This window comes from Pantoea sp. 1.19 (genome assembly GCF_001922585.1).
GTDB lineage: Bacteria > Pseudomonadota > Gammaproteobacteria > Enterobacterales > Enterobacteriaceae > 1-19.
Genome location: NZ_MRBS01000015.1, coordinates 1 through 25,955 on the forward strand (window position 1 = coordinate 1; position 25,955 = coordinate 25,955).

Genomic DNA, 25,955 nt, shown 5'->3' on the forward strand with positions numbered 1-25,955 from the left:
TGAATTACGTGTTCACTCTTGAGACTTGATATTTTTGAGCCCGGAGGCTTTTGATATCTGTCCTGTGAGTGCCCACACAGATTGTCTGATAAATTGTTAAAGAGCAGTGAGTTAGGCGCTTTCGCTTGCTAACTCGAGGTGGCGTATATTACGCTTTCCTCCTTCAGAGTCAACCTCTTTTTCAGAAGTTTTTCTCCGGCGGCGCCGGTGAATCCCGGGCCTCTGCACCGCACCCGCCGCGAGGCCGTTGTGCCGTGTCAGTGGAGGCGCATTATAGGGATCCGATTTCAGAGCGCAATCCCTTTTTCGGATCTTTTTTACTGAGCGCTGCGTTTTTATTCACTTTGCGGAGATCCCGGACGATCCGCACAAATTTACGTCAGGATCGGCCACTCAAATTGCTTTCTGCCGCTCTGCGGTACTACGCTGCAGACACATAAACAGGAGTATAAAAATGTCGAAAGCCCTACGTCCGTTTCAACAACATCGCCCACGGTTGGGCGATCGCGTCATGGTCGACGCCAGCAGCGTCGTCATTGGTGACGTCACGCTGGCCGATGATGTCAGCATCTGGCCCCTGGTCGTCATTCGCGGTGACGTGAATAAGGTTGAGATTGGTAAACGCAGCAATATTCAGGATGGTAGCGTGCTGCACGTTACGCACCGTTCGGCCAGCCAGCCGGAGGGATATGCGCTATTGATTGGTGAGGATGTGACGGTCGGTCATAAAGCGATGCTGCACGGCTGCCGGATAGGCGATCGGGTATTGGTTGGCATGGGCTCCATTGTGCTGGATGGTGCGATCGTGGAGGACGACGTCATGATCGGCGCCGGCAGCCTGATCCCCCCGGGAAAACGCCTGGCAAGCGGCTATCTCTATATGGGAAGCCCGGCAAAGCAGGTGCGGGCGCTGACAGAAGCGGAAATAGCTGGCTTACTCTATTCGTCAAATAACTACGTTAAATGGAAGGAGGCCTACCTGGCTCAGGAAAGCCAGACCCAGCCGTGAGGATCATACTGCTCCTGCTGAATGGCGCGCTCGGCCTCTTCTTCCAGATCCCATCGGTACTGAGTAAACAGAGTCAGAGCGGGCTGCTCCTCGCCGTACCGCGCTCTCAGCGTACTCGCCGCAATCGCACAGGTAACCTGAAAGCCATTGACCAGCGCAGGAAAGCAGACCGCCTGCGCTTCACCATCCCAATATTCCCGGTCTGGGAACTGGATCGCCTGATTCATTCGCACATCTCCGCTTTCAGCGTCGCGATCGCCACCGCGGTCTCGGGCAATATGCCATGCCACACCTGAAATGCATGTGCCGCCTGCCCCACCAGCATTCCCAGTCCGTCAGCACACTGCGTGGCTCCCTGCTTCCGGCACCAGTCAAGAAACGGCGTCGACTGCCGACCGTAGAACATATCGTAGCAGCGCACCGCCGGGGTGATCAGGCCGGCAGGAAGGCTGGGAACCTCCCCCTGGATACCGCTGGAGGTGGCATTAATTATCAGATCGATGCGACTGTCCGCCACCTGTCCGATGTCCCGGACTTTCACTCGCCCGGAGGCGGCGAACAGCGCGGCCAGTTCTTCGGCGCGCGCGCGCGTACGGTTCACCACGGTAATCTGCGCGCCGGCATCCAGCAGCGGTTGGATTACGCCGCGCGCCGCGCCGCCGGCGCCCACCAGCAGGATCCGATCGCCGTGACAGATCATCGACAAACGCTGTAGATCGCTTAACAACCCCACCCCGTCGGTATTATCGCCGAGGATTCGACCATCGGGCAGACGCTTGAGCGTATTCACCGCGCCCGCGATCGCCGCACGATCGCTCAGCACGTTCGCCAGTTGCCAGGCGTCCTGTTTGAAGGGAACAGTGACGTTCGCTCCTGCGCCGCCTTCACTGACAAAGTGGTGAAATGCCGCGGCAAATCCCTCTAACGGCGCGCAGCGCGATCCATAGCGGTGATCAATCCCGGTTTGTTCGGCAAACAGCTGATGAATACGCGGTGACTTACTGTGACTAACGGGGTTGCCAAACACGACAAAATTATCCATAGCGCTGCCTCACCCCTGTCGAAACAGTTCACCGGTCACCACATCGCGAATCTCTGAGGGATTCTGCCGACCACCGGTTTGTCCCGGATACACGGGGAAGTCATCACCAAACTGCTGCAACACCGCTTCCCGTGTCCTGCACGGCGCCTGACCAGAGAGATTGGCACTGGTTGATACCAACGGCCTGCCGAAGGCAGCACACAGCTGGTGCACATCCGGATGATCGCTGACGCGCACCGCCAGAGAACGGAACCGCCCGGTAAGCCAGCGCGGCGTGCGATCGCGAGCAGGCAGTACCCAGGTGACCGGCCCCGGCCAACGGGAGAACATGCGCTGCCGCTGCGTATCGGTTAACTGCTCATCGGCTACGTATGGCAGCAGCTGCTGATAATCGCCCGCAATCAGGATCAGTCCCTTCTCGACCGGACGCTGCTTCAGTGCCAGCAATTGATGAACGGCCTGCTCGCTGTCAGGATCGCAGCCAAGGCCAAATACGGCCTCCGTCGGATAGGCGATCACGCCCTGCTGCTGCAGTACCTCAACGCAGCGCGTAAGCGCGGTTGTCATGGGCTGATTATTCACGTTCTTCATGTCCTGTCGTTACGGGTTTTCCGCAGGCTTTACTGGCGCAAAAGCGGCGCAGGCCCTGTGCGGTTTTCTTTTCAATTAAGAGTGGGAAATGGCACCAGGCGCATTCACCGGCAACCGGCGTAAAATTGACGGCAAACTGACATTCCGGATAGCGATCGCAGGCGTGAAAGGTTTTACCGTAGCGCGAACGTCGGGCGACCAGGCGCCCCTCATGGCATTGCGGGCAGGCAATCGCCGTAGCATCGGGCCGATCGATAGCTTCCGTATGCTCGCATACCGGATACTGACTGCAGCCGATAAACATACCAAACCGCCCCTGGCGCAGCACTAAATCGGCTTGGCATAGCGGGCAGGGTTGCCCCTCCAGCACCTTCACCACATGGCCATCGGCCTGCGGTTTCAAGGGCCGGATATAATCACACTGGGGATAGTCGGCACAGCCCAGAAAGGCGCCATGTTTTCCAGATCGCATCACCAGCGCTGCCCCACACTGGGGGCAGCTTTCTGAATGGCGCACGGTAAAAAGTGCTGCTTTACTACTCATAGATTTAGACACCAGAGCGCTGCTAGTGCAGCATGCCCTCATTTGCTTCGAACAGCAGCTCTTCCATCTGCTGATACGCATTTTCACAACCGGGGATGTTGAATAACACCATCAGCACCACCCATTTCAGGTCTTCCAGATCAAACTCCTGCGTATCCAGGGCCATGATACGCTCAATAACCATTTCGCGCGTCTCCAGGTTCAGCACCTGGATCTGTTCAAGGAACAGAATAAATCCGCGGCAGCTGGCATCGAGACGCAGGCTTTCTTCCTCGGTGTAGATACGCATGGAGAGGGGATCTGCCGCGAGCAGGATAGGCTCAACCAACCCCTCCTGATAATCGGCCAGTTTTTCTAACCAGTTCAACGCATTATAGATATCTTCACGATCAAAACCGGCATCGGTCAGGTCATCCGTCAGCTTATCCTGATCAACGCGCACTTCCGCTTCGTTATGGATGTAGGTTTCAAATAAGTACATTAGTACGTCGAACATGGCATGCCCTCCTCAATCGGACATAGCCGCCGGGTACAGCTGCGATCCACCCTGCTAACTCCAGTTCGAGCAGTTTTGCAACGATGACTGGCACAGGTTGGCCGGCACGTTCAGCGACGACGTCAACAGGTGTAACCTCATCTCCTACGTTAGCCAACACCTCAAGAAATGGCAATGGAACATCCTCGTCAGACACAGAAATGTTTTCATTATCCGCGCTCAGGGGTAGCCACTGCAGTCCGCTGTTCAGCTGCGCCAGAATATTATCAGGATGCGCCACCAGCAGCGCTCCCTCCTGAATCAGCCAGTGCGTTCCCTCACTGCCCGGATTCCCCAGCGCGCCGGGTAGCGCATAGACATCGCGGTTTTGTTCCAGCGCATAGCGTGCGGTGACCAGCGATCCACTTTTGAGTGTGGCCTCCACGACCAGCGTACCGCGGGACAGGCCGCTAATTATGCGGTTACGCCGCGGAAAATGTGCGGCCAGCGGCGGGCTGCCTAGCGGCAGTTCAGATACCAGCGTACCGCCGTTGGCGATGATCTCAGCGGCCAGCGCGCGATGCTGCAGGGGATAACAGCGATCGATACCGCATCCCAATACCGCCAGGGTTTTCCCACCCACGCGCAGGGCGGCACGGTGGGCGATACCGTCGACCCCACGCGCAAGGCCACTGGTGATGGTCAGTCCGCTCAACGCCAGCCGTTGGGCGAAGAACTCTCCCCACTGACGCCCATAGGGGGAACACTGCCGGCTGCCGACCACCGCGATTTGCACCGTATTTAACAGCAGGGGATCGCCGGCAATAAATAGCTGTAAAGGAAACCCACCGATGGTTCGCAGTAGCGTGGGATAGCGGGGATCGTCGGGAGTGATCAGGGCGTGGTCGGAGTGTTCAAGCCACGCGGCCGTCTGTGCCACCGCCTGCGCCGTGATTGACCAGAATTGTTTGCACTGCTCCGCGTCAAGGCCCAGTGAAGGGAGGTCCGCCCGGGAGACCACGGCGTCATCCAGTTTCGCGGCAATCCTCAGTAAACGATCGCGCCGCAGCCCTCTGATGCTGCCCAGTCTCATCCACAGCTCCCAGCGCGTCATGCCTCCTCCCAATCCCCCGTCAGCCCCTGCGATGGATGCTGTCAATCCCCCGGCGAAATGTCTACAATAAGCCCTATCATTCGTTAATCTCTTGAACACAGATCTGGAAAGTTATGTCAGTTTTGCAGGTAGTACATTATCCCGACGAGCGCCTGCGCATCGTTGCCGCGCCCGTTAATGAAGTGAATGCAGATATCCAGCGTATTGTGGATGACATGTTTGACACCATGTACGCCGAAGAGGGTATCGGCCTGGCCGCGACGCAGGTGGATATCCATCAGCGCATTATCGTAATTGACGTCTCGGAAAATCGCGATGAGCGCCTGGTGTTAATTAACCCTGAGCTGATCGACGCCAGCGGCGAGACCGGTATTGAAGAGGGCTGTCTGTCGATCCCCGAGCAGCGTGCGCTGGTGCCGCGTAAGGAGAAGGTCACCGTCCGCGCGCTTAATCGCGATGGTCAGCCCTTCGAACTGAACGCTGATGGACTGCTGGCCATCTGTATTCAGCATGAGATGGATCACCTCGTTGGTAAACTGTTTATTGATTACCTCTCACCGCTTAAACGTGAACGCATTCGCAAAAAATTAGAAAAACTCTATCGCGAACAGGCCCGCGCCTGATAGCCGACCACTCTGAGAGGGAATCATCGTGTCTCAGCCACTGAACATTATTTTTGCCGGCACGCCCGATTTTGCCGCACGTCACCTCGAGGCGCTGCTCGCTTCCGAACACCGCGTCGTCGGGGTGTATACCCAGCCAGACCGCCCGGCAGGCCGCGGCAACAAACTGACGGCCAGTCCGGTAAAACAGCTGGCGCTTCAGCATGATTTGCCCATTTTTCAGCCCGCCTCGCTGCGGCCGGTGGAGGCCCAGCAGCAGGTTGCCGCGCTAAACGCCGACCTGATGGTCGTGGTGGCTTACGGCTTGATTTTACCGCAGGCGGTGCTGGATATGCCGCGGCTGGGCTGTATCAACGTTCACGGTTCGCTGCTGCCGCGCTGGCGCGGTGCGGCTCCGATTCAGCGTGCGCTATGGGCGGGCGATGCCGAAACCGGCATCACCATCATGCAGATGGATGCCGGCCTTGATACCGGCCATATGCTGTATAAGCTCACCTGTCCGATCACCGCGGCCGATACCAGCGCCTCCCTTTACGCTACCTTAGCCGAGCTGGGGCCGCAGGGCATGCTTGCCACGGTGACGCAGCTTGCCGCCGGACACGCGGTGGCCGAACGCCAGGATGCATCACTGGCGACCTACGCCGATAAATTGAGCAAAGAAGAGGCCCGCCTCGACTGGGCGTTGTCCGCCGCACAGCTGGAGCGGAACGTTCGCGCCTTTAACCCGTGGCCCGTCAGCTTCTTTATGCTGGAGGATCAGCCGGTGAAAGTATGGCGTGCCGATGTACTGCCTCACGCTAACGGCGCGGAACCGGGCGAAATCATCCGGGCGGATAAACAGGGCATACAGATTGCTACCGCCGATGGTGTGCTGAACATCACCCTGCTGCAACCTGCCGGTAAGAAAGCCATGTCTGCGCAGGACTTGCTGAACTCACGCAGCGAATGGTTTACTCGCGGCACCCGCCTCGCCTGATAACTGCCTGGCCAGAGGCCAGGCCTGTAAGTGATCCCCAATGAAAAAACAGATCAACCTTCGCAGTCTTGCGGCGCAAACCATTGAGCGTGTTGTTGAGCAAGGACAATCGCTGAGTACTGTCCTGCCCGGCGCTCAGCGCGGATTGTCAGATAAAGATGCCGCTCTGCTGCAGGCGCTGTGCTTCGGCGTGTTGCGCCAGCTACCGCAGCTGGAATGGATCATTAGCCAACTGATGCAACGCCCGATGACCGGAAAGCAGCGTACGCTGCACTTTTTGATCATGGTTGGCCTCTATCAGCTGATGGCCACCCGTATCCCGGCGCACGCCGCACTGGCCGAAACCGTTGAGGGGGCCGTGGTCCTGAGGCGTCCGCAGCTGAAGGGGCTGATTAACGGTGTTTTGCGCCAGTTTCAGCGTCAGCAGGCCGAGCTGCTGAGCGCCACCCCGGCACTGATTGCCACCCTGCATCCCAAATGGCTGCTCACGCGCCTGCAGCAGGCCTGGCCAGCGCGGTGGCAGGAGATTGTCAGCGCCAATAATCAACTACCGCCGCTGTGGCTGCGGGTCAATCGCCAGCATCATAGCCGCGAACAGTGGCTGGCACTGCTTCAGGCCGCGGGCAAAGCGGCGCAGCCTCATCCGCAGCTCCCCGATGCGCTTCGCCTCGATGAGCCCTGCCCGGTTAATCAGCTACCGGGATTCAGCGCCGGTTGGGTAACGGTGCAGGATGCTTCCGCACAGGGCTGCGTTGCGCTGCTGGATCCGCAAAACGGGGAGCACATTCTGGATCTTTGTGCGGCCCCCGGCGGAAAGACTACGCATATTCTGGAAGCCGCGCCGCGGGCCAGCGTGATGGCCGTGGACGTGGACGCCCAACGGCTGGAGCGTGTGAAAGAAAACCTGCTGCGTCTGGAGATGACCGCCGAGGTCAAACAGGGTGACGGCCGCTATCCGGAACAGTGGGCCGGAGATGCGCACTTCGATCGCATTCTGCTGGATGCGCCCTGCTCCGCCACCGGAGTGATTCGCCGTCATCCGGATATCAAGTGGCTGCGTCGCGACCGTGATATTGCCGAACTGGCGGCGCTACAGCGTCAGATCCTTGATGCCGTCTGGCCGCGCCTGTCAAGTGGCGGCACACTGCTCTATGCCACCTGTTCTATTCTTCCGGAGGAGAATCAGCAGCAGATCAGCGCGTTCCTCTCCCGCCATCCGGATGCGGTACTCACCGACACGGGCACGCCAGCCGAGCCGGGCCTGCAGGTCTTTCCCGATAGCGAAGGCGGCGATGGTTTCTATTATGCAAAGCTGGTAAAACGCTAATCAACGGCGGCAGCCTGCCGCCCCCTTAACTGGCAGAGTGAAGCATGAAAATTATTATTCTTGGTGCCGGCCAGGTCGGCGGTACGCTGGCGGAAAACCTGGTGGGAGAAAACAACGACATCACGGTTGTTGATACCGATGGCCAACGCCTGCGTCAGCTACAGGATAAGTTTGACCTGCGCGTCGTTCAGGGGCATGGATCTCACCCGCGCATTTTACGTGAGGCGGGGGCGGAAGATGCAGATATGCTGGTCGCGGTGACGAATTCTGACGAAACCAACATGATCGCCTGCCAGATTGCCTATTCGCTGTTTAATACCCCTAATCGGATTGCCCGCATTCGGGCGCCGGAATACATCCGTGAATCCGATAAGCTGTTTATTCCCGAAGCCGTGCCTATTGACCACCTGATCTCTCCTGAGCAGCTGGTCATCGATAATATTTATCGGCTGATTGAATATCCCGGCGCGCTGCAGGTGGTGAATTTTGCGGAAGGCAAAGTTAGCCTTGCGGCGGTAAAGGCCTATTATGGTGGCCCGCTGGTAGGGAATCCGCTCTCTATCATGCGCGACCACATGCCACACATCGACACCCGGGTCGCGGCCATCTTCCGGCAGGATCGCCCGATTCGCCCGCAGGGATCCACCATCATTGAAGCGGGCGATGAGGTGTTTTTTATCGCTGCCAGCGAGCATATTCGCGCCGTGATGAGCGAGCTGCAGCGGCTGGAGCGCCCTTATAAACGCATTATGATCGTCGGCGGCGGCAATATTGGCTGCGGGCTGGCTCAGCGGCTGGAAAAACAGTATAGCGTCAAACTGATTGAGCGGGATCCGCAGCGCGCCGCCGAGCTGGCTGAGCTGCTGCAAGATACCATCGTCTTTTTCGGTGATGCATCCGATCAGGAGCTGCTAGCCGAAGAGCATGTTGATCAGATCGATCTGTTTATCGCCATTACCAACGATGACGAAGCGAATATTATGTCGGCGATGCTGGCAAAAAAGATGGGGGCAAAGAAGGTGATGGTGCTGATTCAGCGTCGCGCCTATGTCGACCTGGTACAGGGCAGCGTCATTGATATTGCGATTTCTCCACAGCAGGCCACCATCTCTGCGCTGCTGGGCCACGTGCGTAAAGCCGATATCGTCAGTGTCTCTTCGCTGCGCCGCGGAATCGCCGAGGCCATAGAAGCAGTCGCACATGGAGAAGAAAATACTTCACGCGTGGTCGGCAGGTTAATTGAAGACATTAAATTACCACCGGGCACAATTATCGGTGCAGTCGTGCGCGGCAATGACGTGATGATTGCTAATGAGGGTCTGCGCATTGAACAGGGCGATCACGTGATCATGTTCCTGACTGACAAAAAGTTTGTTCCCGACGTTGAGCGTCTTTTCCAGCCCAGCCCTTTCTTTCTCTGAGCCTCTGCTGCGTGGAATTCCACCAACAAATGTTCGGCAGGCAGCAAAATTTCCCGCTGGAATGGCAAAAGTAGCGCTGTTTGTTAAACTTGTCAGGTTGGCATTGGAAAGGAGATAAGCATGAGTTTTTTCAAAGAGTTTCGTGACTTTGCCATGCGTGGCAACGTCGTCGACCTGGCAGTGGGTGTCATTATCGGTGCGGCGTTCGGTAAAATCGTTTCTGCGCTGGTGGCAAATATTATTATGCCGCCGCTGGGCTTACTGATTGGCGGCGTTGATTTTAAGCAGTTTAGCTGGGTACTTCGACCGGCTGAAGGGGCTACCCCCGCCGTGGTGATGGAATACGGCGTGTTTCTGCAAACGGTGTTCGACTTCGTCATCATTGCCTTCGCCATTTTTATCGCGATTAAGCTGATGAACCGTTTGTATAAGAAGAAAGAGAAAGAGGCGACACCGGCGAAACCCAGCGCGCAGGAGGCCCTGCTAACCGAAATTCGCGATTTGCTTAAAGCGCAAAACGACAAAAGCTAAAGAAAAAAAACCGCCTCCGGCGGTTTTTTTTCTGGATAAATATCAGAAGACCAGCGGTAAACACCTTTGCTTACCGCTGGTCTCCCGCTCCACTTTGCCAGTGTGCTTATCTTTACGTCGATAGCTGCCTTTACCTTTCTTGTTCACTTCAATTCGCATTTTGAACAGCGGATCGGTAACCAACGCGGCCAGCACATTTTCTCCGATCGCTCCTTTTTTATGCTGATAACCAGACATTAAGTCCTCCTGTGGGTTAATGGAACGTCGCTACCCTGCTCCAGTATCTCCAGAATTGAGCAGTGCCGGCTGTCATGCATGCCACCACAGCACGCATCGCTTAATCGCCGTAGCGATCGCTGCATAGTTTGCAGCTCGGCTATCATGTCATCAACGTCCTGCAGTCGTCTTTCGACGATCTTTTTCGATTCTTCACAAGTGTGGTGCTGCGGGTCAATACGGATCGACAGTAATTCCGCGATCGCGTCGAGCGTGAAACCGACCTGTCTGGCGTGGCGAATAAAGCGTAACCGCTGTAACTCAGCCGGGTTATAGAGCCGAAACCCGCCCTCCGTTCGCGTATCATGCCCCATCAGACCGCGTTTTTCATAATAGCGCACGGTATCAGGGGTGACGTGGGCCAGCCTGGCTAATTGTCCGATGCGGTACATCATTCTGCTCCGGTCAGCTTATCCGCGACAGCATCCCGCCACTCACCGTGTAGAAAATCCGTCCGCATTCCACTCTGCTGCAGGCGCAGTTCCAGTAGTGCGAGTCGCCTCGCGCCAGCATGCCGCTCGGGATCGTCCGGTTGCAGTTCGCGCAGCAGCTGATTCAGCGCCAGCGCTTCGCGCCGCAGCGCCAGCTCCGGCGGCAGGTAGCCGCTATTTTTTAATAAGCGATAGCCTACGCGCAGATTTTCCGGCACGTGACTGTCATCATCCAGCATCAGTTTTTTGCCGGCGCCGGGGAGATTGTCAAATTCACCCTGCTCACGGGCTCTGGCGATGTGCTGTTCGACCAGCTGGTCAACTAACCACATAGCAAGTACTCCAGCAGTGAAATAAACAGCATAGCGCGAAAGTGTGGGGAAGAGTAGGGCATAAAAAAACCGGGCACGAGGCCCGGTTCTTCTAAGTTGCAACAGATTACTCTGCAGCAGCTTCTGCTTGCGGCTCTGGGCGATCAACCAGCTCGATGTATGCCATCGGCGCATTGTCACCTGCGCGGAAGCCACACTTCAGAATACGAGTGTAACCACCGGCACGGCTCGCGAAACGCGGGCCCAGCTCGTTAAACAGTTTTGCCACGATCTCGTTATCACGAGTACGGGCGAATGCCAGACGACGATTAGCTACGCTGTCGGTCTTGGCAAGAGTAATCAGCGGCTCAACTACGCGACGCAGCTCTTTCGCTTTTGGCAGGGTCGTCTTGATGATCTCATGACGGACCAGTGAACCAGCCATGTTGCGGAACATGGCCTGGCGATGGCTGCTGTTGCGGTTCAGTTGACGACCACTCTTACGATGGCGCATGACCTTATCCTTCTCAGTGAAACCTTAACCTGTGATCGGGTTATTCATCAGCAATGCTTGCCGGCGGCCAGTTTTCCAGGCGCATGCCCAGAGACAGACCGCGGGAGGCCAGCACATCTTTAATCTCGGTAAGAGATTTTTTACCCAGGTTAGGCGTTTTAAGCAGCTCAACCTCGGTACGCTGTACCAGATCACCGATGTAGTGGATAGCTTCTGCCTTGAGGCAGTTAGCAGAGCGGACAGTCAATTCCAGATCGTCAACAGGGCGCAGCAGGATCGGATCGAACTCTGGTTTCTCTTCTTTCACTTCCGGCTGACGCACATCACGTAAGTCAACGAAAGCTTCCAGTTGTTCTGCCAGGATGGTTGCCGCACGGCGGATCGCTTCTTCAGGATCCAGAGTACCGTTGGTTTCCATTTCGATGACCAGCTTGTCCAGGTCGGTACGCTGTTCAACACGCGCTGCTTCAACGTTGTAGGCAATACGCTCTACTGGGCTGTAGCAAGCATCGACTAACAGGCGGCCGATTGGGCGCTCATCTTCTTCCGAATGAATTCGGGCAGATGCCGGCACGTAACCACGACCACGCTGAATTTTGATGCGCATATTGATAGATGCGTTCTCATCGGTCAGGTGGCAGATCACATGCTGCGGTTTGACGATTTCAACATCACCATCATGGGTGATGTCGGCTGCGGTCACAGGGCCAATGCCAGATTTATTCAGCGTAAGGATGACTTCATCTTTACCCTGAACTTTCACCGCCAGCCCTTTCAGGTTGAGTAGGATCTCCAGGATATCTTCCTGGACACCTTCTTTGGTGCTGTACTCGTGCAGTACACCATCAATCTCGACCTCGGTCACCGCGCAACCCGGCATAGATGAAAGCAGAATACGGCGCAGTGCGTTACCCAGAGTATGGCCAAAGCCACGCTCTAAAGGCTCAAGGGTCACCTTGGCGTGCGTCGAACTCACTTGCTCGATATCTACCAGGCGCGGTTTTAGAAACTCTGTCACAGAACCCTGCATTGTGTCCTCTCTTTGGTACTAAGCTTTACTTGGAGTAAAGCTCGACGATCAGGTGTTCGTTAATGTCCGCAGACAGATCGGTACGTTCAGGAATACGCTTGAACACACCTTCCATCTTGGTCGCATCAACTTCCAGCCAGGTTGGCTTTTCACGCTGCTCAGCCAGCTCCAGAGCGGCCTTCACGCGAGATTGCTTTTTGGCTTTCTCACGGATGCTTACGACATCATTCGGAGATACCTGATAAGAAGCGATGTTAACAACGCGACCGTTCACCAGCACAGATTTGTGGCTAACCAGCTGACGTGCTTCTGCACGCGTGGCACCAAAGCCCATACGATAAACTACGTTGTCCAGACGACCTTCCAGCAGAGCCAACAGGTTTTCACCGGTGTTGCCTTTCAGACGTGCTGCTTCTTTATAATAGTTACGGAACTGACGCTCCAGGATGCCGTAAATACGACGAACTTTCTGCTTTTCACGTAACTGAACGCCGTAGTCAGACAGACGCGGTTTACGCGCACCGTGCTGGCCAGGAGCTTGTTCAATCTTACACTTGGAATCAATCGCGCGAACGCCAGACTTCAGGAACAGGTCTGTGCCTTCGCGACGGCTCAGCTTGAGCTTAGGACCCAAATATCTTGCCATTTTCTTTCTCCAACTATCCTAAAAACGGGCGTTAAACGCGACGTTTCTTCGGCGGACGACAACCGTTGTGAGGGATCGGAGTCACATCAGTAATGTTCGTGATGCGGAAACCAGCGGCGTTCAGAGCGCGAATCGTGGATTCACGGCCCGGACCCGGACCCTTAACCATAACTTCCAGGTTCTTAATGCCGTAATCTTTCACGGCCTCTGCGCAGCGCTCAGCAGCAACCTGTGCAGCAAACGGCGTAGATTTACGAGAACCACGGAAACCGGAACCACCGGCAGTTGCCCAACCCAGTGCGTTACCCTGACGATCGGTAATGGTAACGATGGTGTTGTTAAAAGAAGCATGGACATGAGCCACGCCGTCAGAGACTTGTTTTCTTACACGCTTACGTGCACGAACTGGTGCCTTTGCCATTATTTACTCACCCCGATTATTTCTTGATCGGTTTACGCGGACCCTTACGGGTACGTGCGTTGGTCTTGGTGCGCTGACCGCGAACCGGGAGACCACGACGATGACGCAAACCACGGTAGCAGCCAAGGTCCATCAGACGCTTGATGCTCAGGGTGATTTCACGGCGCAGATCACCTTCTACTACGAATTTGCCAACTGCATCACGCAGGATGTCAATTTGCTCTTCAGACAGCTCACTGATCTTAACATCTTCAGCGATACCCGTTTCAGCACAGATAGCTTTGGAACGGGTCTTGCCGATACCGAAAATCGAAGTTAATGCGATAACGGTGTGTTTGTGATCAGGAATGTTAATGCCTGCTATACGGGCCACTATGCACTCCTATTTAATTACGTGTACGCCCCATGCTGAAAAGCCCGTTTTCAGGATACTCAAATGGAGACGCACAGACATACAAAAGATTGGCTGGCTAATCTAGCCAGCTCAACCCAACTTTGCAAGAAAAATATGCGACTAAATCAGCCTTGGCGCTGTTTGTGCTTAGGCTCGGCACTGCAGATCACACGCACGACACCGTCGCGGCGGATGATTTTGCAGTTACGGCATAATTTCTTGACGGAAGCACGAACTTTCATTTTTACTCTCCGTAACTTCTCAAGCGGCTGATTAACGGCCGTAGCCTTTCAGGTTCGCTTTCTTCAATGCAGACTCGTACTGACTCGACATCATCAGAGTTTGCACTTGAGCCATAAAGTCCATGATGACAACGACTACAATCAGCAGTGATGTACCACCGAAGTAGAATGGAACTTTCATCGCATCACGCATGAACTCCGGGATCAGGCAGATAAAAGTAATGTACAGCGCACCAACCAGAGTCAGGCGGGTCATTACCTTATCGATGTACTTCGCCGTTTGTTCTCCCGGACGAATTCCTGGTACAAATGCACCAGACTTCTTCAGGTTATCTGCTGTTTCACGCGGGTTGAACACCAACGCCGTGTAGAAGAAACAGAAGAAGATGATTGCAGTCGCATAGAGTAACACATAAAGCGGCTGTCCTGGCTGCAAATACATCGAAATCGTCGTCAGCCAGTTCCAACCGGTACCGCCCCCGAACCATGACGCGATGGTCGCCGGGAACAGAATAATGCTGGAGGCAAAGATCGCCGGGATAACCCCAGCCATATTCACTTTCAGCGGTAAGTGTGTACTCTGCGCAGCATAGACACGACGGCCTTGCTGACGTTTCGCATAGTTCACCACAATGCGGCGTTGACCACGCTCAACGAAAACAACGAAGAAGGTCACTGCAAATACGAGAACTGCAACCAACAGCAACAGGAGGAAGTGCAGGTCGCCTTGCCGCGCTTGCTCGATGGTATGGCCAATGGCCGGCGGCAGACCCGCAACGATACCCGCGAAGATAATGATTGAGATACCGTTACCGATACCGCGCTCAGTAATCTGTTCACCCAGCCACATCAGGAACATTGTCCCGGTGACCAGGCTGACAACAGCGGTAAAGTAGAATGCAAAGCCCGGGTTTAACACCAGGCCCTGCATACCAGGCATATTCGGTAAACCGGTAGCAATACCGATTGACTGAAATATGGCCAATACCAACGTACCGTAACGGGTGTACTGGCTAATCTTCCGACGGCCAGCCTCCCCTTCTTTCTTGATCTCTGCCAGGGCGGGATGAACCACCGTCAGCAGCTGGATAATGATCGAGGCCGAGATATACGGCATGATCCCCAGAGCAAAAATAGAAGCACGGCTGAGAGCACCACCAGAGAACATGTTGAACATTTCAATGATGGTGCCACGCTGTTGCTCAAGCAGTTTGGCAAGTACAGTGGCATCAATACCAGGGATCGGAATGAAAGAGCCAACGCGGAAAACAATCAGCGCACCAATTACAAACAACAGTCTGCGTTTCAGTTCGCCGAAACCACCTCGGGCACTTTGAAAATCTAATCCTGGTTGCTTAGCCATCTGCTACTTATTCCTCAATTTTACCGCCAGCAGCTTCGATTGCAGCACGAGCGCCTTTGGTTACACGCAGACCGCGTACAGTCACCGGTGCAGACACTTCGCCAGACAGGATCACTTTCGCGAACTCAATCTGAATGCCGATGATGTTAGCCGCTTTCAGCGTGTTCAGGTCAACGATACCGCCTTCCACTTTCGCGAGGTCAGACAGGCGAACTTCCGCCGTAACTGCAGCCTTACGAGAGGTGAAGCCGAATTTCGGCAGACGACGGTACAGAGGCATCTGGCCGCCTTCGAAACCGCGACGTACGCCACCGCCAGAACGAGACTTCTGACCTTTGTGACCACGACCACCGGTTTTACCGAGACCGGAACCAATACCACGACCCAGACGTTTTGGAGCGTGCTTAGCGCCTTCGGCCGGAGACAGAGTATTTAAACGCATCTGTTACTCCTCCACTTTAACCATGTAGGAAACCGCGTTGACCATACCGCGAACTGCAGGCGTGTCTTCACGCTCAACGGTGTGGCCAATGCGACGCAGACCCAGGCCAAGCAGCGTTGCCTTATGCTTAGGCAGACGGCCGATTGCACTGCGGGTTTGAGTAATTTTAATAGTCTTTGCCATGGTCATTTACCCCAGAATTTCTTCAACGGTTTTACCACGCTTGGCAGCGACCATTTCTGGAGAATTCATCGCGGACAGGCCGTCGATGGTTGCACGAACCACGTTAATCGGGTTAGTAGAACCATAGGCTTTAGCCAGTACGTTATGAACTCCAGCAACTTCCAGAACGGCGCGCATTGCACCACCGGCGATGATACCGGTACCTTCGGAAGCTGGCTGCATGAAGACACGAGAACCCGTGTGAACACCCTTAACCGGGTGCTGCAGGGTGCCGTGGTTCAGCGCGACGTTAATCATGTTGCGACGGGCTTTCTCCATCGCTTTCTGGATCGCTGCTGGAACTTCACGCGCTTTGCCGTAACCAAAACCAACGCGGCCGTTACCGTCACCCACTACAGTCAGTGCGGTGAAGGAGAAAATACGACCACCTTTTACAGTCTTAGATACACGGTTTACCGCAATCAGTTTTTCCTGCAGATCGCCAGCTTGTTTCTCGATGTGTGCCATCTTAGACCTCTACCTTAGAACTGAAGGCCAGCTTCACGAGCAGCATCTGCCAGTGCCTGGACGCGACCATGATAATGGAAACCGGAGCGGTCGAAAGAGACACCCGTGATGCCTTTTTCGATAGCGCGTTCAGCGATAGCTTTACCTACAGCCGCTGCGGCATCTTTGTTACCGGTATACTTCAGTTGTTCAGCGATAGCTTTTTCTACAGTAGAAGCAGCAACCAGAACTTCGGAACCGTTCGGGGCGATTACCTGTGCGTAAATATGACGCGGGGTACGATGTACCACCAGGCGAGTAGCACCCAGCTCTTTGAGCTTGCGACGTGCACGGGTCGCACGACGGATACGAGCAGATTTCTTATCCATAGTGTTACCTTACTTCTTCTTAGCCTCTTTGGTACGCACGACTTCGTCGGCGTAACGAACACCCTTGCCTTTGTAAGGCTCAGGACGACGGTAGGCGCGCAGATCGGCTGCAACCTGCCCAACAATCTGCTTATCAGCGCCTTTCAGCACGATCTCAGTTTGCGTCGGACATTCAGCAGTCACTCCGGCCGGCAGCTGATGGTCAACCGGGTGAGAGAAACCCAGAGACAGGTTCACTACATCGCCTTTGACCGCTGCACGATAACCTACACCAACCAGCTGCAGCTTCTTGGTGAAGCCTTCGGTAACACCAATAACCATACCGTTCAGCAGCGCACGGGCAGTACCTGCCTGTGCCCAACCATCCGCATAACCTTCGCGCGGAGCGAAAGTCAGGGCGTTGTCAGCGTGCTTGATTTCTACGGCATTGTTGATAGTACGAGTCAGCTCGCCGTTCTTACCTTTGATCGAAATGTCCTGACCGTTGAGTTTTACCTCTACGCCGGCAGGAACAACGACAGGTGCTTTTGCAACACGAGACATTTTTTCCTCCGATTAAGCTACGTAGCAGATAATTTCGCCACCAAGACCAGCCTGGCGCGCTGCACGATCGGTCATAACACCTTTAGAGGTAGAAACAACGGCGATACCCAGTCCAGCCATAACTTTTGGCAGTTCGTCTTTGCGCTTATAGATACGCAGACCAGGACGGCTAACACGTTGAATGCTCTCTACCACAGCCTTGCCCTGGAAGTAACGCAGAGTCAGTTCCAGTTCAGGCTTGGTGTCGCCTTCGATTTTGAAATCTTCAATATAACCTTCTTCCTTCAGCACGTTGGCGATTGCCACTTTCAGCTTGGAGGAAGGCATGGTGACCGCAACTTTGTTCGCGGCTTGACCGTTACGGATACGGGTCAGCATATCCGCGATCGGATCTTGCATGCTCATCTGTCTTTACTCCCGTGATTCAATTGGTGACAATTACCAGCTAGCCTTTTTCAGACCCGGAATTTCACCGCGCATAGCGGCTTCACGGACCTTGATACGGCTCAACCCGAACTTCCGCAGGAAAGCGTGCGGACGACCTGTCTGGCGGCAGCGGTTACGCTGACGGGACGGGCTGGAATCACGCGGCAGAGTCTGCAGCTTGAGAACAGCGTTCCAACGATCTTCGTCAGAAGCGTTCACATCAGAAATGATCGCTTTCAGTTCAGCGCGTTTCGCGAAGAATTTGTCTGCTAATTTCACACGCTTAACTTCGCGTGCTTTCATTGATTGCTTAGCCATTAAGTAACCCTACCTTACTTGCGGAACGGGAAGTCAAAGGCAGCCAGCAGAGCACGGCCTTCATCATCAGATTTCGCAGTAGTGGTAATGGTGATATCCAAACCACGAACGCGATCGACTTTGTCGTAGTCGATTTCTGGGAAGATGATCTGCTCGCGTACGCCCATGCTGTAGTTACCACGACCGTCGAAAGACTTCGCGGACAGGCCACGGAAGTCGCGGATACGCGGTACAGCAATAGAGATCAGACGCTCAAAGAACTCCCACATGCGTTCGCCACGCAGAGTTACTTTACAGCCGATCGGATAGCCCTGACGGATTTTGAAGCCTGCAACTGATTTGCGTGCTTTGGTGATCAGCGGTTTTTGACCGGAGATTGCTGTCAGGTCTGCTGCTGCGTTATCCAGCAGTTTCTTGTCAGCGATCGCTTCACCAACACCCATGTTCAGGGTGATCTTCTCGACCCGAGGGACTTGCATGACAGAAGCGTAACCAAACTCAGTCATGAGTTTTTTGACGACTTCGTCTTTGTAGTAATCATGCAGTTTCGCCATCGTACTACTCCAAATTACTTGATAGTTTCGCCATTAGATTTGAAGAAACGGACTTTTTTGCCCTCTTCGAATCTAAAGCCTACACGGTCAGCCTTGCCGGTTGCCGAGTTGAACAGTGCAACGTTAGAAACCTGAATTGCAGCTTCTTTTTCAACGATGCCACCCGGTTGGTTCAGGGCCGGAACCGGCTTCTGATGTTTCTTAACCAGGTTGATACCTTCAACAATGACCTTACCAGAAGACAGGACATTCTTAACTTTACCGCGCTTACCTTTATCTTTACCGGTCAGCACGATAACTTCGTCATCGCGACGGATTTTAGCTGCCATTTTTCGCTCCTTAGAGTACTTCTGGTGCCAGAGAGATAATTTTCATGAACTTTTCAGTACGAAGTTCACGAGTTACCGGCCCAAAAATACGCGTTCCGATAGGCTGCTCGCTGTTATTGTTCAGAATAACGCACGCATTACCATCGAAGCGAATGACAGAACCGTCCGGGCGACGAACACCCTTCCTGGTGCGCACCACTACCGCCTTCAGCACATCACCTTTCTTAACTTTACCGCGAGGAATGGCTTCCTTGATGGTAATTTTGATGATGTCGCCTACGCCTGCGTAGCGACGGTGCGAGCCACCCAGAACCTTGATACACATTACGCGACGTGCGCCGGAGTTGTCGGCCACGTTCAGCATAGTCTGTTCTTGGATCATTTTAGTGCTCCGCTAATGTCAACTACTACTTCGGGACCTGATTCAGGTCGTATAAAAGCCCCATTATTGAGGGCGCGGCATTATAACACCGACTCCCGCCTATGGGTAGAAAAAATAGACGGCCCTTGCGAGCCGTCTATCTTATTTTTTAGAGAGGCAGATTCTATTACAGAACCGCTTTCTCTACAACGCGAACCAGTGCCCAGGACTTGGTCTTGGACAGCGGACGGGTTTCGCGGATTTCAACCACGTCACCGATACCGCATTCGTTGTTCTCGTCATGGATGTGCAGCTTAGTCGTACGCTTAATGAATTTACCGTAGATCGGGTGCTTCACGAAACGCTCGATAGCAACAACAGCAGATTTCTGCATTTTGTCACTAACAACACGACCCTGCAGAGTACGGATTTTATCGGTCATTACGCCGCCTTCTCAGTCAGTAAAGTCTTAACGCGCGCAACATCACGGCGCACTTGCTTCAGCAGATGGGTCTGCTGCAGCTGGCCAGATGCCGCCTGCATGCGCAGGTTAAACTGCTCACGCAGCAGGTTAAGCAGCTCAGTGTTCAGCTCTTCAACGCTTTTTTCACGCAGCTCAGTTGCTTTCATTACATCACCGTCTTAGTTACAAAGGTGGTTTTGATAGGCAGTTTTGCTGCTGCCAGCTTGAAGGCTTCACGGGCCAGCTCTTCGGATACGCCGTCCATTTCATACAGGACTTTACCCGGCTGGATCAAGGCAACCCAATACTCCACGTTACCTTTACCTTTACCCATACGCACTTCCAGCGGCTTCTCGGTAATCGGTTTGTCCGGGAATACACGGATCCAGATTTTACCTTGACGCTTAACTGCACGGGTCATAGCACGACGTGCTGCTTCGATCTGACGAGCAGTCAGACGACCACGGCCAACAGCTTTCAGACCGAAAGTACCGAAGCTAACATCCGTACCCTGCGCCAGACCGCGGTTGCGGCCTTTGTGCACTTTACGGAATTTTGTACGCTTTGGTTGTAACATCAGCGACTCTCCTTACTTACGGCCTTTACGCTGCTGCTTTTTAGGTTGAGCAGCCGGTTCCGGTTGTTCAACAGCAGCCATACCACCCAGGATCTCACCTTTGAAGATCCATACCTTAACGCCGATTACACCATAAGTGGTGTGCGCTTCAGAGGTGTTATAATCGATGTCAGCACGCAGGGTGTGCAGAGGCACACGACCTTCACGGTACCATTCGGTACGCGCGATTTCTGCGCCGCCCAGACGGCCGCTAACTTCAACTTTAATCCCTTTCGCGCCCAGACGCATTGCGTTCTGTACAGCACGCTTCATCGCGCGGCGGAACATCACACGACGCTCCAGCTGAGAAGTGATGCTGTCGGCAACCAGTTTCGCGTCCAGTTCAGGTTTGCGAACTTCAGCGATGTTGATCTGAGCAGGCACGCCAGCGATATCCGCGACGACCTTACGCAGTTTCTCAACGTCTTCGCCTTTCTTACCGATCACGATGCCAGGACGAGCGGTGTGAATGGTCACACGGATGCTCTTAGCCGGACGCTCGATAACGATACGAGATACGGACGCTTTTGCCAGTTCTTTAGTCAGGAACTGACGCACTTTAAAATCGCTGTCCAGGTTGTCAGCGAATTCTTTGGTGTTCGCAAACCAGGTAGAGTTCCATGGTTTTACAATACCCAGGCGAATACCATTAGGATGTACTTTCTGACCCATTGCTAGTCTCCAGAGTCTCAGCGATCGGACACAACCACAGTAATGTGGCTGGTGCGCTTCAGGATGCGATCTGCACGACCTTTTGCACGCGGCATAATGCGCTTCATGCTCGGGCCTTCGTCGACGAAAATTTTCGTGACTTTCAGATCATCAATGTCAGCGCCATCGTTGTGTTCGGCGTTAGCAATGGCAGATTCCAGTACTTTCTTGACCAGAACAGCCGCTTTCTTGTTGGTGTAGGTCAGAATGTCCAGAGCCTGCGACACTTTCTTACCGCGTACCAGATCCGCTACCAGACGTACCTTCTGAGCAGAAGAACGAGCGTGGCGATGTTTAGCGATAGTTTCCATCTCTTCCTCCTCTGTTAGCGTTTCTTGGCTTTCTTATCAGCCGCGTGGCCGCGATAAGTACGAGTCGGCGCAAATTCACCCAGCTTGTGACCGACCATCTCGTCGGAAACAAACACAGGAACGTGCTGACGACCATTATGGACAGCGATGGTCAAACCGATCATGTTAGGGAAGATCGTTGAACGACGGGACCAGGTGCGCAGGGGCTTCTTGTCTCCGCTTTCCACCGCTTTCTCTACCTTCTTCAGCAAGTGCAGGTCAATAAATGGACCTTTCTTGAGAGAACGTGGCATGGCTTATCCTCTAAAATTATTTGCTACGGCGACGTACGATAAATTTATCAGTACGCTTGTTGCTACGGGTCTTCTTACCTTTGGTCTGGACGCCCCACGGGGAAACCGGGTGCTTACCAAAGTTACGACCTTCACCACCACCGTGCGGGTGATCTACTGGGTTCATAGCAGTACCGCGGACGGTAGGACGAACACCACGCCAGCGAGCAGCACCCGCTTTACCCAGAACGCGCAGCATGTGCTCAGCGTTACCGACTTCGCCCAGTGTTGCGCGGCAGTCAGCTTCGACTTTACGCATTTCACCGGAACGCAGACGCAGGGTAACGTAGGAACCTTCACGCGCAACGATCTGCACGTAAGCACCGGCGGAGCGAGCGATCTGGCCGCCTTTACCGGGTTTCATCTCTACGTTGTGGACAGTAGAACCGACCGGGATGTTGCGCATCGGCAGGGTGTTGCCTGCTTTGATCGCCGCATCAACGCCAGACTGAATCTGGTCGCCGGCTTTCAGGCCTTTCGGGGCCAGGATGTAACGGCGTTCGCCATCTTTGTACAGAACCAGCGCGATGTTCGCGGAACGGTTCGGATCGTACTCAAGACGCTCAACAACTGCCGGGATACCATCTTTGTTGCGTTTAAAGTCAACAATACGGTAAGCCTGCTTGTGACCACCACCGATATGGCGGGTAGTGATGCGACCGTTGTTGTTACGACCACCGGATTTGCTGTTTTTTTCCAGCAGCGGGGCAAAAGGTTTGCCCTTGTGCAGCTCTGGGTTCACCACTTTAACAACGTGGCGACGACCCGGAGATGTCGGTTTACACTTAACAATTGCCATTGTAACTCTCCTCCGACTTACTCTGCGCCGCCAACGAAGTCCAGATTCTGGCCTTCTTTCAGGGTCACGTAAGCTTTTTTCCAGTCGTTACGACGGCCAATACGCTGACCGTGACGCTTAACTTTACCCTTCATTACCAGGGTGTTAACGTCTTTGACTTCAACCTCAAACAGTTTCTGCACGGCGGCTTTGATTTCTGCTTTGGTTGCGTCTTTCGCAACTTTGAGAACGATGGTGTTAGTCTTTTCCATCGCAGTAGACGCTTTTTCGGATACGTGCGGCGCGCGCAGTACTTTCAGCAGACGTTCTTCACGGATCATGCCAGCATCTCCTCAACTTGCTTAACTGCGTCAGCAGTCATAACGACTTTGTCGAAGGCGATCAGGCTAACTGGGTCGATACCCGCTGCATCACGCACGTCTACCTTGTACAGGTTACGCGCAGCCAGGAACAGATTCTCATCCAGTTCACCGGTGATGATCAGCACGTCTTCCAGCGCCATGTCTTTCAGCTTCTGCACCAGCAGCTTGGTTTTCGGTGCTTCTACAGAGAACTGCTCGACAACGATCAGACGATCTTGACGTACCAGCTCGGACAGGATGCTTTTCAGCGCGCCGCGGTACATCTTTTTGTTTACTTTTTGACTGTGGTCCTGCGGACGCGCAGCGAAGGTCACGCCACCTGAACGCCAGATCGGGCTCTTGATAGAACCTGAACGCGCACGGCCGGTACCTTTCTGGCGCCACGGTTTTTTACCGGAACCAGTCACTTCAGCACGGGTCTTCTGAGCACGGGTACCTTGACGGGCACCTGCTGCATAAGCAACAACAACCTGGTGTACCAGCGCTTCGTTGAAATCACGACCGAAGGTAGTTTCGGAAACAGTCAGCGCGCTTTGCGCGTCTTTCAATACTAATTCCATTGCTATCCCCTTACGCCTTCACAGCTGGTTTAACGATCAGGTCGCTACCGGTTGCACCGGGAACTGCACCTTTCACCAGCAGCAGGTTGCGCTCAGCGTCAACACGTACTACGTCCAGGCTTTGAACGGTTACGCGCTCATTACCCAGCTGGCCTGCCATTTTCTTGCCTTTGAACACTTTGCCCGGAGTCTGGTTCTGACCGATAGAACCCGGAACGCGGTGAGACAAGGAGTTACCGTGAGTAGCATCCTGGGTACGGAAGTTCCAGCGCTTAACAGTACCGGCAAAACCTTTACCTTTGGACGTGCCCGTCACGTCAACTTTTTTCACGTCAGCGAAAATATCAACGCTGATGCTCTGGCCAACAGTGAACTCTTCACCTTCAGCGGTGCGGAATTCCCACAGACCACGGCCGGCGTCAACGCCCGCTTTAGCAAAGTGACCTGCTTCCGGCTTGGATACACGGCTGGCTTTTTTCTCGCCTGCAGTGACCTGGACAGCAGTGTAACCGTCGTTTTCCAGGCCTTTCACCTGAGTCACGCGGTTTGCTTCAATTTCGATTACGGTTACCGGGATAGAAACGCCATCTTCAGTGAAGACGCGAGTCATGCCCACTTTTTTACCGACTAAACCAATCATTGTATCAACCTCTCAATCGCTCGATGACCTGATTAACCCAGGCTGATCTGCACGTCTACACCGGCAGCCAGATCCAGACGCATCAGAGCATCAACGGTTTTTTCAGTTGGCTCAACGATGTCAACCAGACGCTTATGAGTACGAATCTCGTACTGATCGCGCGCGTCTTTGTTAACGTGCGGAGAGATCAGAACGGTGAAACGCTCTTTGCGGGTCGGCAGCGGGATCGGACCACGGACCTGCGCACCAGTGCGCTTGGCAGTCTCAACGATTTCCGCGGTTGATTGATCGATCAGACGATGATCAAACGCTTTAAGACGGATACGGATTCTTTGGTTCTGCATGAGACCAGAGCTCCAATTATTTATAAACGAAAAGAATTACTCCTCACACCCATTACGATTGATGGGGGAGTGTAATCGTCAAGTACATAACTCCCCGATTGGGAGTATTGTTAGCGAGCGTTTCCGCCTGCTGGCGACACGGATGTCGCGCTGTCAAATCTGACAAGCCCGCGAATTATACGCGTATCTGAGCGGAAAGCAACCCGTTGAGGGAAGGAATCTGGCAGAAAGGAAATCACCACCCGCCGGCGGCGAGTGGTTGACGCAGCATCACGCCGGACGCTTCAGCCCTGCTCTTTGATTTGCGCCTGCAGATAGTTTTGTATACCCAGCTTGTTGATAAGCTCCAGCTCGGTCTCCAGCCAGTCAATATGGTGTTCTTCATCGGCGAGAATCGCAATCATCATATCTCGACTGACGTAATCGTGAACCTTATCGGCGTAGGCGATCGCTTCGCGGAGGTCCTTCGCCCCGTCCAGCTCCAGCTTCAGATCGGACTCCAGCATTTCCTGCACGTCTTCACCAATGCGCAGCCGCCCCAAATCCTGCAAATTTGGGATCCCCTCAAGAAACAGGATCCGCTCGATATACTGGTCCGCGTGCTTCATCTCATCAATCGACTCGTGATACTCAATGTCGTTCAGACGCGTGAAGCCCCAGTTCTTGAACATCCGCGCATGCAGAAAGTACTGGTTGATAGCAACCAGCTCATTTCCCAGCAGTTTATTAAGATGACCTATGATTTTTGCATCGCCTTTCATATTGACTCCTCCGCCAGCTGATACATTCAGCGTAGATGTGGTTGGGGGGAAGTCAAAATCCTTGCGCCCGGAATGGGAGCCCGGCGGGCGAACCGTTACACGGCTTCTTTGTACAGCGGCAGGTTTTGCATCTCTTGATCCATGATCGCACGGGCGTCACGAATGCATTTGCCACACTGATTGCCGACCGGGACCAGTTGGCGCAGTTGCTGGAGGGATTTGGGCTGGTAGCGGCGAACAACTTCACGCAGGGTTTTATCACTGACGGCATTACACAAACAGACGTACATTTCACCACTCCCGATCGCTTTATGCGCAAAGTGTAAATGAGAATCGTTGTTATTACAATTATCCCTTTTGCTTTCGCGCATAAAAAAAGAGCACCGGAGTGCTCTTTTTCTGCCCGGAGATGGCAGAGGCCACCTCCGTCGCTATCACACTTAGGAGATAACTTTAGCCACAACGCCCGCACCAACGGTACGTCCGCCTTCGCGGATAGCGAAGCGCAGGCCGTCATCCATCGCGATCGGGTGGATCAGGGTAACCACCATTTTGATGTTGTCGCCCGGCATCACCATCTCAACGCCTTCCGGCAGTTCGATGGTGCCTGTCACGTCAGTTGTACGGAAGTAGAACTGCGGACGGTAGCCTTTGAAGAACGGGGTGTGGCGGCCGCCTTCGTCTTTGGACAGGATGTACACTTCGGATTCGAACTTGGTGTGCGGCTTGATGGAGCCCGGCTTA

45 protein-coding genes and 1 pseudogene are annotated in these 25,955 nt (G+C 54.2%); 6 read left to right on the plus strand and 40 right to left on the minus strand.

What is annotated here, in order from left to right:
- The first annotated feature begins 454 nt into the window (after positions 1 to 454).
- The gene (locus BS626_RS17230) at positions 455 to 1,009 is read left to right on the plus strand and encodes a gamma carbonic anhydrase family protein (protein WP_075183609.1); all 555 of its coding nucleotides are present in this window, start codon (positions 455 to 457) and stop codon (positions 1,007 to 1,009) included.
- Here the strand turns inward: BS626_RS17230 and BS626_RS17235 are convergent.
- From BS626_RS17235 to dprA, 6 genes are read right to left on the minus strand one after another with little or no spacing between them, the layout of a single operon-like run.
- Complete coding sequence (locus BS626_RS17235; RefSeq protein ID WP_075183610.1) at positions 985 to 1,236, minus strand: DUF1488 domain-containing protein; 252 nt, start codon at positions 1,234 to 1,236, stop codon at positions 985 to 987. The genes BS626_RS17230 and BS626_RS17235 overlap by 25 nt on opposite strands.
- On the minus strand, positions 1,233 to 2,051 hold the full coding sequence (gene aroE / locus BS626_RS17240) for a shikimate dehydrogenase (protein ID WP_075183611.1): 819 nt from the start codon (positions 2,049 to 2,051) through the stop codon (positions 1,233 to 1,235). Before aroE ends, BS626_RS17235 begins: the two co-directional genes overlap by 4 nt.
- 9 nt (positions 2,052 to 2,060) lie before the next feature.
- Positions 2,061 to 2,618, minus strand: a complete 558-nt coding sequence (tsaC, locus tag BS626_RS17245) for an L-threonylcarbamoyladenylate synthase type 1 TsaC (protein ID WP_139308861.1) — start codon at positions 2,616 to 2,618, stop codon at positions 2,061 to 2,063.
- A 7-nt stretch (positions 2,619 to 2,625) separates the two neighbouring features.
- A complete protein-coding gene (locus BS626_RS17250; protein WP_139308862.1) occupies positions 2,626 to 3,186 on the minus strand; it encodes a topoisomerase DNA-binding C4 zinc finger domain-containing protein in 561 nt (186 codons plus the stop codon).
- A 22-nt stretch (positions 3,187 to 3,208) separates the two neighbouring features.
- Positions 3,209 to 3,682 carry a DUF494 family protein Smg gene (gene smg, locus BS626_RS17255; protein ID WP_075183614.1) on the minus strand — a complete coding sequence of 158 codons (474 nt, stop codon included), beginning with the start codon at positions 3,680 to 3,682 and terminating at the stop codon, positions 3,209 to 3,211.
- The gene (dprA, locus tag BS626_RS17260; protein ID WP_075183615.1) at positions 3,654 to 4,775 is read right to left on the minus strand and encodes a DNA-protecting protein DprA; all 1,122 of its coding nucleotides are present in this window, start codon (positions 4,773 to 4,775) and stop codon (positions 3,654 to 3,656) included. The genes smg and dprA overlap by 29 nt, the downstream gene beginning before the upstream one ends.
- Before the next feature lie 113 nt (positions 4,776 to 4,888).
- On the opposite strand from dprA, the gene def reads away from it, so the two are divergent.
- The 5 genes from def to mscL all read left to right on the plus strand — a co-directional run bounded on the left by def (position 4,889) and on the right by mscL (position 9,653).
- Positions 4,889 to 5,398, plus strand: coding sequence for a peptide deformylase (gene def / locus BS626_RS17265; protein WP_075183616.1), 510 nt, complete (start codon positions 4,889 to 4,891; stop codon positions 5,396 to 5,398).
- 28 nt (positions 5,399 to 5,426) lie between these two features.
- On the plus strand, positions 5,427 to 6,374 hold the full coding sequence (gene fmt / locus BS626_RS17270) for a methionyl-tRNA formyltransferase (RefSeq protein ID WP_075183617.1): 948 nt from the start codon (positions 5,427 to 5,429) through the stop codon (positions 6,372 to 6,374).
- A 40-nt stretch (positions 6,375 to 6,414) separates the two neighbouring features.
- Positions 6,415 to 7,701 (plus strand): 16S rRNA (cytosine(967)-C(5))-methyltransferase RsmB, encoded by a 1,287-nt coding sequence (gene rsmB, locus BS626_RS17275; RefSeq protein ID WP_075183618.1) that lies wholly within the window; start codon positions 6,415 to 6,417, stop codon positions 7,699 to 7,701.
- Between the two features lie 44 nt (positions 7,702 to 7,745).
- Positions 7,746 to 9,122: a Trk system potassium transporter TrkA gene (gene trkA / locus BS626_RS17280; RefSeq protein WP_075183619.1), complete on the plus strand. Its 1,377-nt coding sequence runs from the start codon at positions 7,746 to 7,748 to the stop codon at positions 9,120 to 9,122.
- Between the two features lie 120 nt (positions 9,123 to 9,242).
- Positions 9,243 to 9,653 (plus strand): large-conductance mechanosensitive channel protein MscL, encoded by a 411-nt coding sequence (gene mscL, locus BS626_RS17285; RefSeq protein WP_075183620.1) that lies wholly within the window; start codon positions 9,243 to 9,245, stop codon positions 9,651 to 9,653.
- Positions 9,654 to 9,695: 42 nt separating this feature from the next.
- Here mscL and BS626_RS17290 read toward each other — a convergent pair whose 3' ends face one another.
- The 34 genes and pseudogenes from BS626_RS17290 to tuf form a co-directional block, all read right to left on the minus strand.
- Positions 9,696 to 9,890: an alternative ribosome-rescue factor A gene (locus tag BS626_RS17290; RefSeq protein WP_075183621.1), complete on the minus strand. Its 195-nt coding sequence runs from the start codon at positions 9,888 to 9,890 to the stop codon at positions 9,696 to 9,698.
- Positions 9,890 to 10,321: a Zn(2+)-responsive transcriptional regulator gene (gene zntR / locus BS626_RS17295; protein ID WP_075183622.1), complete on the minus strand. Its 432-nt coding sequence runs from the start codon at positions 10,319 to 10,321 to the stop codon at positions 9,890 to 9,892. The genes BS626_RS17290 and zntR overlap by 1 nt, the downstream gene beginning before the upstream one ends.
- Positions 10,321 to 10,692, minus strand: a complete 372-nt coding sequence (locus BS626_RS17300; protein ID WP_075183623.1) for a DnaJ family domain-containing protein — start codon at positions 10,690 to 10,692, stop codon at positions 10,321 to 10,323. Before BS626_RS17300 ends, zntR begins: the two co-directional genes overlap by 1 nt.
- 106 nt (positions 10,693 to 10,798) lie before the next feature.
- A complete protein-coding gene (gene rplQ / locus BS626_RS17305) occupies positions 10,799 to 11,185 on the minus strand; it encodes a 50S ribosomal protein L17 (RefSeq protein ID WP_075183624.1) in 387 nt (128 codons plus the stop codon).
- Positions 11,186 to 11,225: 40 nt separating this feature from the next.
- Positions 11,226 to 12,215, minus strand: coding sequence for a DNA-directed RNA polymerase subunit alpha (gene rpoA / locus BS626_RS17310; RefSeq protein ID WP_075183625.1), 990 nt, complete (start codon positions 12,213 to 12,215; stop codon positions 11,226 to 11,228).
- A gap of 25 nt (positions 12,216 to 12,240) precedes the next feature.
- On the minus strand, positions 12,241 to 12,861 hold the full coding sequence (gene rpsD, locus BS626_RS17315; RefSeq protein WP_075183626.1) for a 30S ribosomal protein S4: 621 nt from the start codon (positions 12,859 to 12,861) through the stop codon (positions 12,241 to 12,243).
- A 31-nt stretch (positions 12,862 to 12,892) separates the two neighbouring features.
- A complete protein-coding gene (rpsK, locus tag BS626_RS17320; RefSeq protein WP_004160563.1) occupies positions 12,893 to 13,282 on the minus strand; it encodes a 30S ribosomal protein S11 in 390 nt (129 codons plus the stop codon).
- Positions 13,283 to 13,298: 16 nt separating this feature from the next.
- Positions 13,299 to 13,655 (minus strand): 30S ribosomal protein S13, encoded by a 357-nt coding sequence (gene rpsM / locus BS626_RS17325; protein WP_075183627.1) that lies wholly within the window; start codon positions 13,653 to 13,655, stop codon positions 13,299 to 13,301.
- A 146-nt stretch (positions 13,656 to 13,801) separates the two neighbouring features.
- Positions 13,802 to 13,918, minus strand: coding sequence for a 50S ribosomal protein L36 (gene rpmJ / locus BS626_RS17330; RefSeq protein WP_004160566.1), 117 nt, complete (start codon positions 13,916 to 13,918; stop codon positions 13,802 to 13,804).
- Between the two features lie 31 nt (positions 13,919 to 13,949).
- The gene (gene secY, locus BS626_RS17335) at positions 13,950 to 15,281 is read right to left on the minus strand and encodes a preprotein translocase subunit SecY (protein ID WP_075183628.1); all 1,332 of its coding nucleotides are present in this window, start codon (positions 15,279 to 15,281) and stop codon (positions 13,950 to 13,952) included.
- 7 nt (positions 15,282 to 15,288) lie between these two features.
- Complete coding sequence (rplO, locus tag BS626_RS17340; protein ID WP_075183629.1) at positions 15,289 to 15,723, minus strand: 50S ribosomal protein L15; 435 nt, start codon at positions 15,721 to 15,723, stop codon at positions 15,289 to 15,291.
- A gap of 3 nt (positions 15,724 to 15,726) precedes the next feature.
- The gene (gene rpmD, locus BS626_RS17345; RefSeq protein ID WP_004846568.1) at positions 15,727 to 15,906 is read right to left on the minus strand and encodes a 50S ribosomal protein L30; all 180 of its coding nucleotides are present in this window, start codon (positions 15,904 to 15,906) and stop codon (positions 15,727 to 15,729) included.
- 6 nt (positions 15,907 to 15,912) lie between these two features.
- Entirely contained in the window at positions 15,913 to 16,413 is a 501-nt protein-coding gene (gene rpsE / locus BS626_RS17350; RefSeq protein ID WP_075183630.1) for a 30S ribosomal protein S5, read from the minus strand.
- Positions 16,414 to 16,427: 14 nt separating this feature from the next.
- Positions 16,428 to 16,781 (minus strand): 50S ribosomal protein L18, encoded by a 354-nt coding sequence (gene rplR / locus BS626_RS17355; protein WP_075183631.1) that lies wholly within the window; start codon positions 16,779 to 16,781, stop codon positions 16,428 to 16,430.
- 9 nt (positions 16,782 to 16,790) lie between these two features.
- Complete coding sequence (rplF, locus tag BS626_RS17360) at positions 16,791 to 17,324, minus strand: 50S ribosomal protein L6 (protein ID WP_075183632.1); 534 nt, start codon at positions 17,322 to 17,324, stop codon at positions 16,791 to 16,793.
- A 12-nt stretch (positions 17,325 to 17,336) separates the two neighbouring features.
- Positions 17,337 to 17,729 (minus strand): 30S ribosomal protein S8, encoded by a 393-nt coding sequence (gene rpsH, locus BS626_RS17365; protein WP_075183633.1) that lies wholly within the window; start codon positions 17,727 to 17,729, stop codon positions 17,337 to 17,339.
- 33 nt (positions 17,730 to 17,762) lie between these two features.
- Positions 17,763 to 18,068 (minus strand): 30S ribosomal protein S14, encoded by a 306-nt coding sequence (gene rpsN, locus BS626_RS17370; protein WP_075183634.1) that lies wholly within the window; start codon positions 18,066 to 18,068, stop codon positions 17,763 to 17,765.
- Positions 18,069 to 18,082: 14 nt separating this feature from the next.
- On the minus strand, positions 18,083 to 18,622 hold the full coding sequence (gene rplE / locus BS626_RS17375) for a 50S ribosomal protein L5 (protein WP_075183635.1): 540 nt from the start codon (positions 18,620 to 18,622) through the stop codon (positions 18,083 to 18,085).
- 14 nt (positions 18,623 to 18,636) lie between these two features.
- Positions 18,637 to 18,951 carry a 50S ribosomal protein L24 gene (gene rplX, locus BS626_RS17380; RefSeq protein ID WP_075183636.1) on the minus strand — a complete coding sequence of 105 codons (315 nt, stop codon included), beginning with the start codon at positions 18,949 to 18,951 and terminating at the stop codon, positions 18,637 to 18,639.
- Positions 18,952 to 18,961: 10 nt separating this feature from the next.
- On the minus strand, positions 18,962 to 19,333 hold the full coding sequence (rplN, locus tag BS626_RS17385) for a 50S ribosomal protein L14 (RefSeq protein ID WP_004160583.1): 372 nt from the start codon (positions 19,331 to 19,333) through the stop codon (positions 18,962 to 18,964).
- A 166-nt stretch (positions 19,334 to 19,499) separates the two neighbouring features.
- Positions 19,500 to 19,754, minus strand: coding sequence for a 30S ribosomal protein S17 (rpsQ, locus tag BS626_RS17390; protein WP_075183637.1), 255 nt, complete (start codon positions 19,752 to 19,754; stop codon positions 19,500 to 19,502).
- Positions 19,754 to 19,942 (minus strand): 50S ribosomal protein L29, encoded by a 189-nt coding sequence (gene rpmC, locus BS626_RS17395; RefSeq protein ID WP_021508217.1) that lies wholly within the window; start codon positions 19,940 to 19,942, stop codon positions 19,754 to 19,756. Before rpmC ends, rpsQ begins: the two co-directional genes overlap by 1 nt.
- Entirely contained in the window at positions 19,942 to 20,352 is a 411-nt protein-coding gene (gene rplP, locus BS626_RS17400; protein WP_015962145.1) for a 50S ribosomal protein L16, read from the minus strand. The genes rpmC and rplP overlap by 1 nt, the downstream gene beginning before the upstream one ends.
- 12 nt (positions 20,353 to 20,364) lie before the next feature.
- Complete coding sequence (gene rpsC / locus BS626_RS17405; RefSeq protein ID WP_002919766.1) at positions 20,365 to 21,063, minus strand: 30S ribosomal protein S3; 699 nt, start codon at positions 21,061 to 21,063, stop codon at positions 20,365 to 20,367.
- A 17-nt stretch (positions 21,064 to 21,080) separates the two neighbouring features.
- Positions 21,081 to 21,413: a 50S ribosomal protein L22 gene (rplV, locus tag BS626_RS17410; RefSeq protein WP_000447532.1), complete on the minus strand. Its 333-nt coding sequence runs from the start codon at positions 21,411 to 21,413 to the stop codon at positions 21,081 to 21,083.
- Positions 21,414 to 21,427: 14 nt separating this feature from the next.
- On the minus strand, positions 21,428 to 21,706 hold the full coding sequence (gene rpsS, locus BS626_RS17415) for a 30S ribosomal protein S19 (RefSeq protein ID WP_004929772.1): 279 nt from the start codon (positions 21,704 to 21,706) through the stop codon (positions 21,428 to 21,430).
- 16 nt (positions 21,707 to 21,722) lie between these two features.
- Positions 21,723 to 22,544, minus strand: coding sequence for a 50S ribosomal protein L2 (rplB, locus tag BS626_RS17420; protein ID WP_075183638.1), 822 nt, complete (start codon positions 22,542 to 22,544; stop codon positions 21,723 to 21,725).
- A gap of 17 nt (positions 22,545 to 22,561) precedes the next feature.
- The gene (gene rplW / locus BS626_RS17425) at positions 22,562 to 22,864 is read right to left on the minus strand and encodes a 50S ribosomal protein L23 (protein ID WP_075183639.1); all 303 of its coding nucleotides are present in this window, start codon (positions 22,862 to 22,864) and stop codon (positions 22,562 to 22,564) included.
- Complete coding sequence (rplD, locus tag BS626_RS17430; protein ID WP_075183640.1) at positions 22,861 to 23,466, minus strand: 50S ribosomal protein L4; 606 nt, start codon at positions 23,464 to 23,466, stop codon at positions 22,861 to 22,863. Before rplD ends, rplW begins: the two co-directional genes overlap by 4 nt.
- Before the next feature lie 10 nt (positions 23,467 to 23,476).
- Entirely contained in the window at positions 23,477 to 24,106 is a 630-nt protein-coding gene (gene rplC / locus BS626_RS17435) for a 50S ribosomal protein L3 (protein ID WP_075183641.1), read from the minus strand.
- 32 nt (positions 24,107 to 24,138) lie between these two features.
- A complete protein-coding gene (gene rpsJ, locus BS626_RS17440; protein ID WP_001181005.1) occupies positions 24,139 to 24,450 on the minus strand; it encodes a 30S ribosomal protein S10 in 312 nt (103 codons plus the stop codon).
- Positions 24,451 to 24,734: 284 nt separating this feature from the next.
- Complete coding sequence (gene bfr / locus BS626_RS17445) at positions 24,735 to 25,211, minus strand: bacterioferritin (RefSeq protein WP_075183642.1); 477 nt, start codon at positions 25,209 to 25,211, stop codon at positions 24,735 to 24,737.
- A 95-nt stretch (positions 25,212 to 25,306) separates the two neighbouring features.
- Complete coding sequence (bfd, locus tag BS626_RS17450) at positions 25,307 to 25,501, minus strand: bacterioferritin-associated ferredoxin (RefSeq protein WP_075183643.1); 195 nt, start codon at positions 25,499 to 25,501, stop codon at positions 25,307 to 25,309.
- 150 nt (positions 25,502 to 25,651) lie between these two features.
- Positions 25,652 to 25,955, minus strand: a pseudogene (gene tuf / locus BS626_RS17455) (elongation factor Tu); the annotation flags it as partial.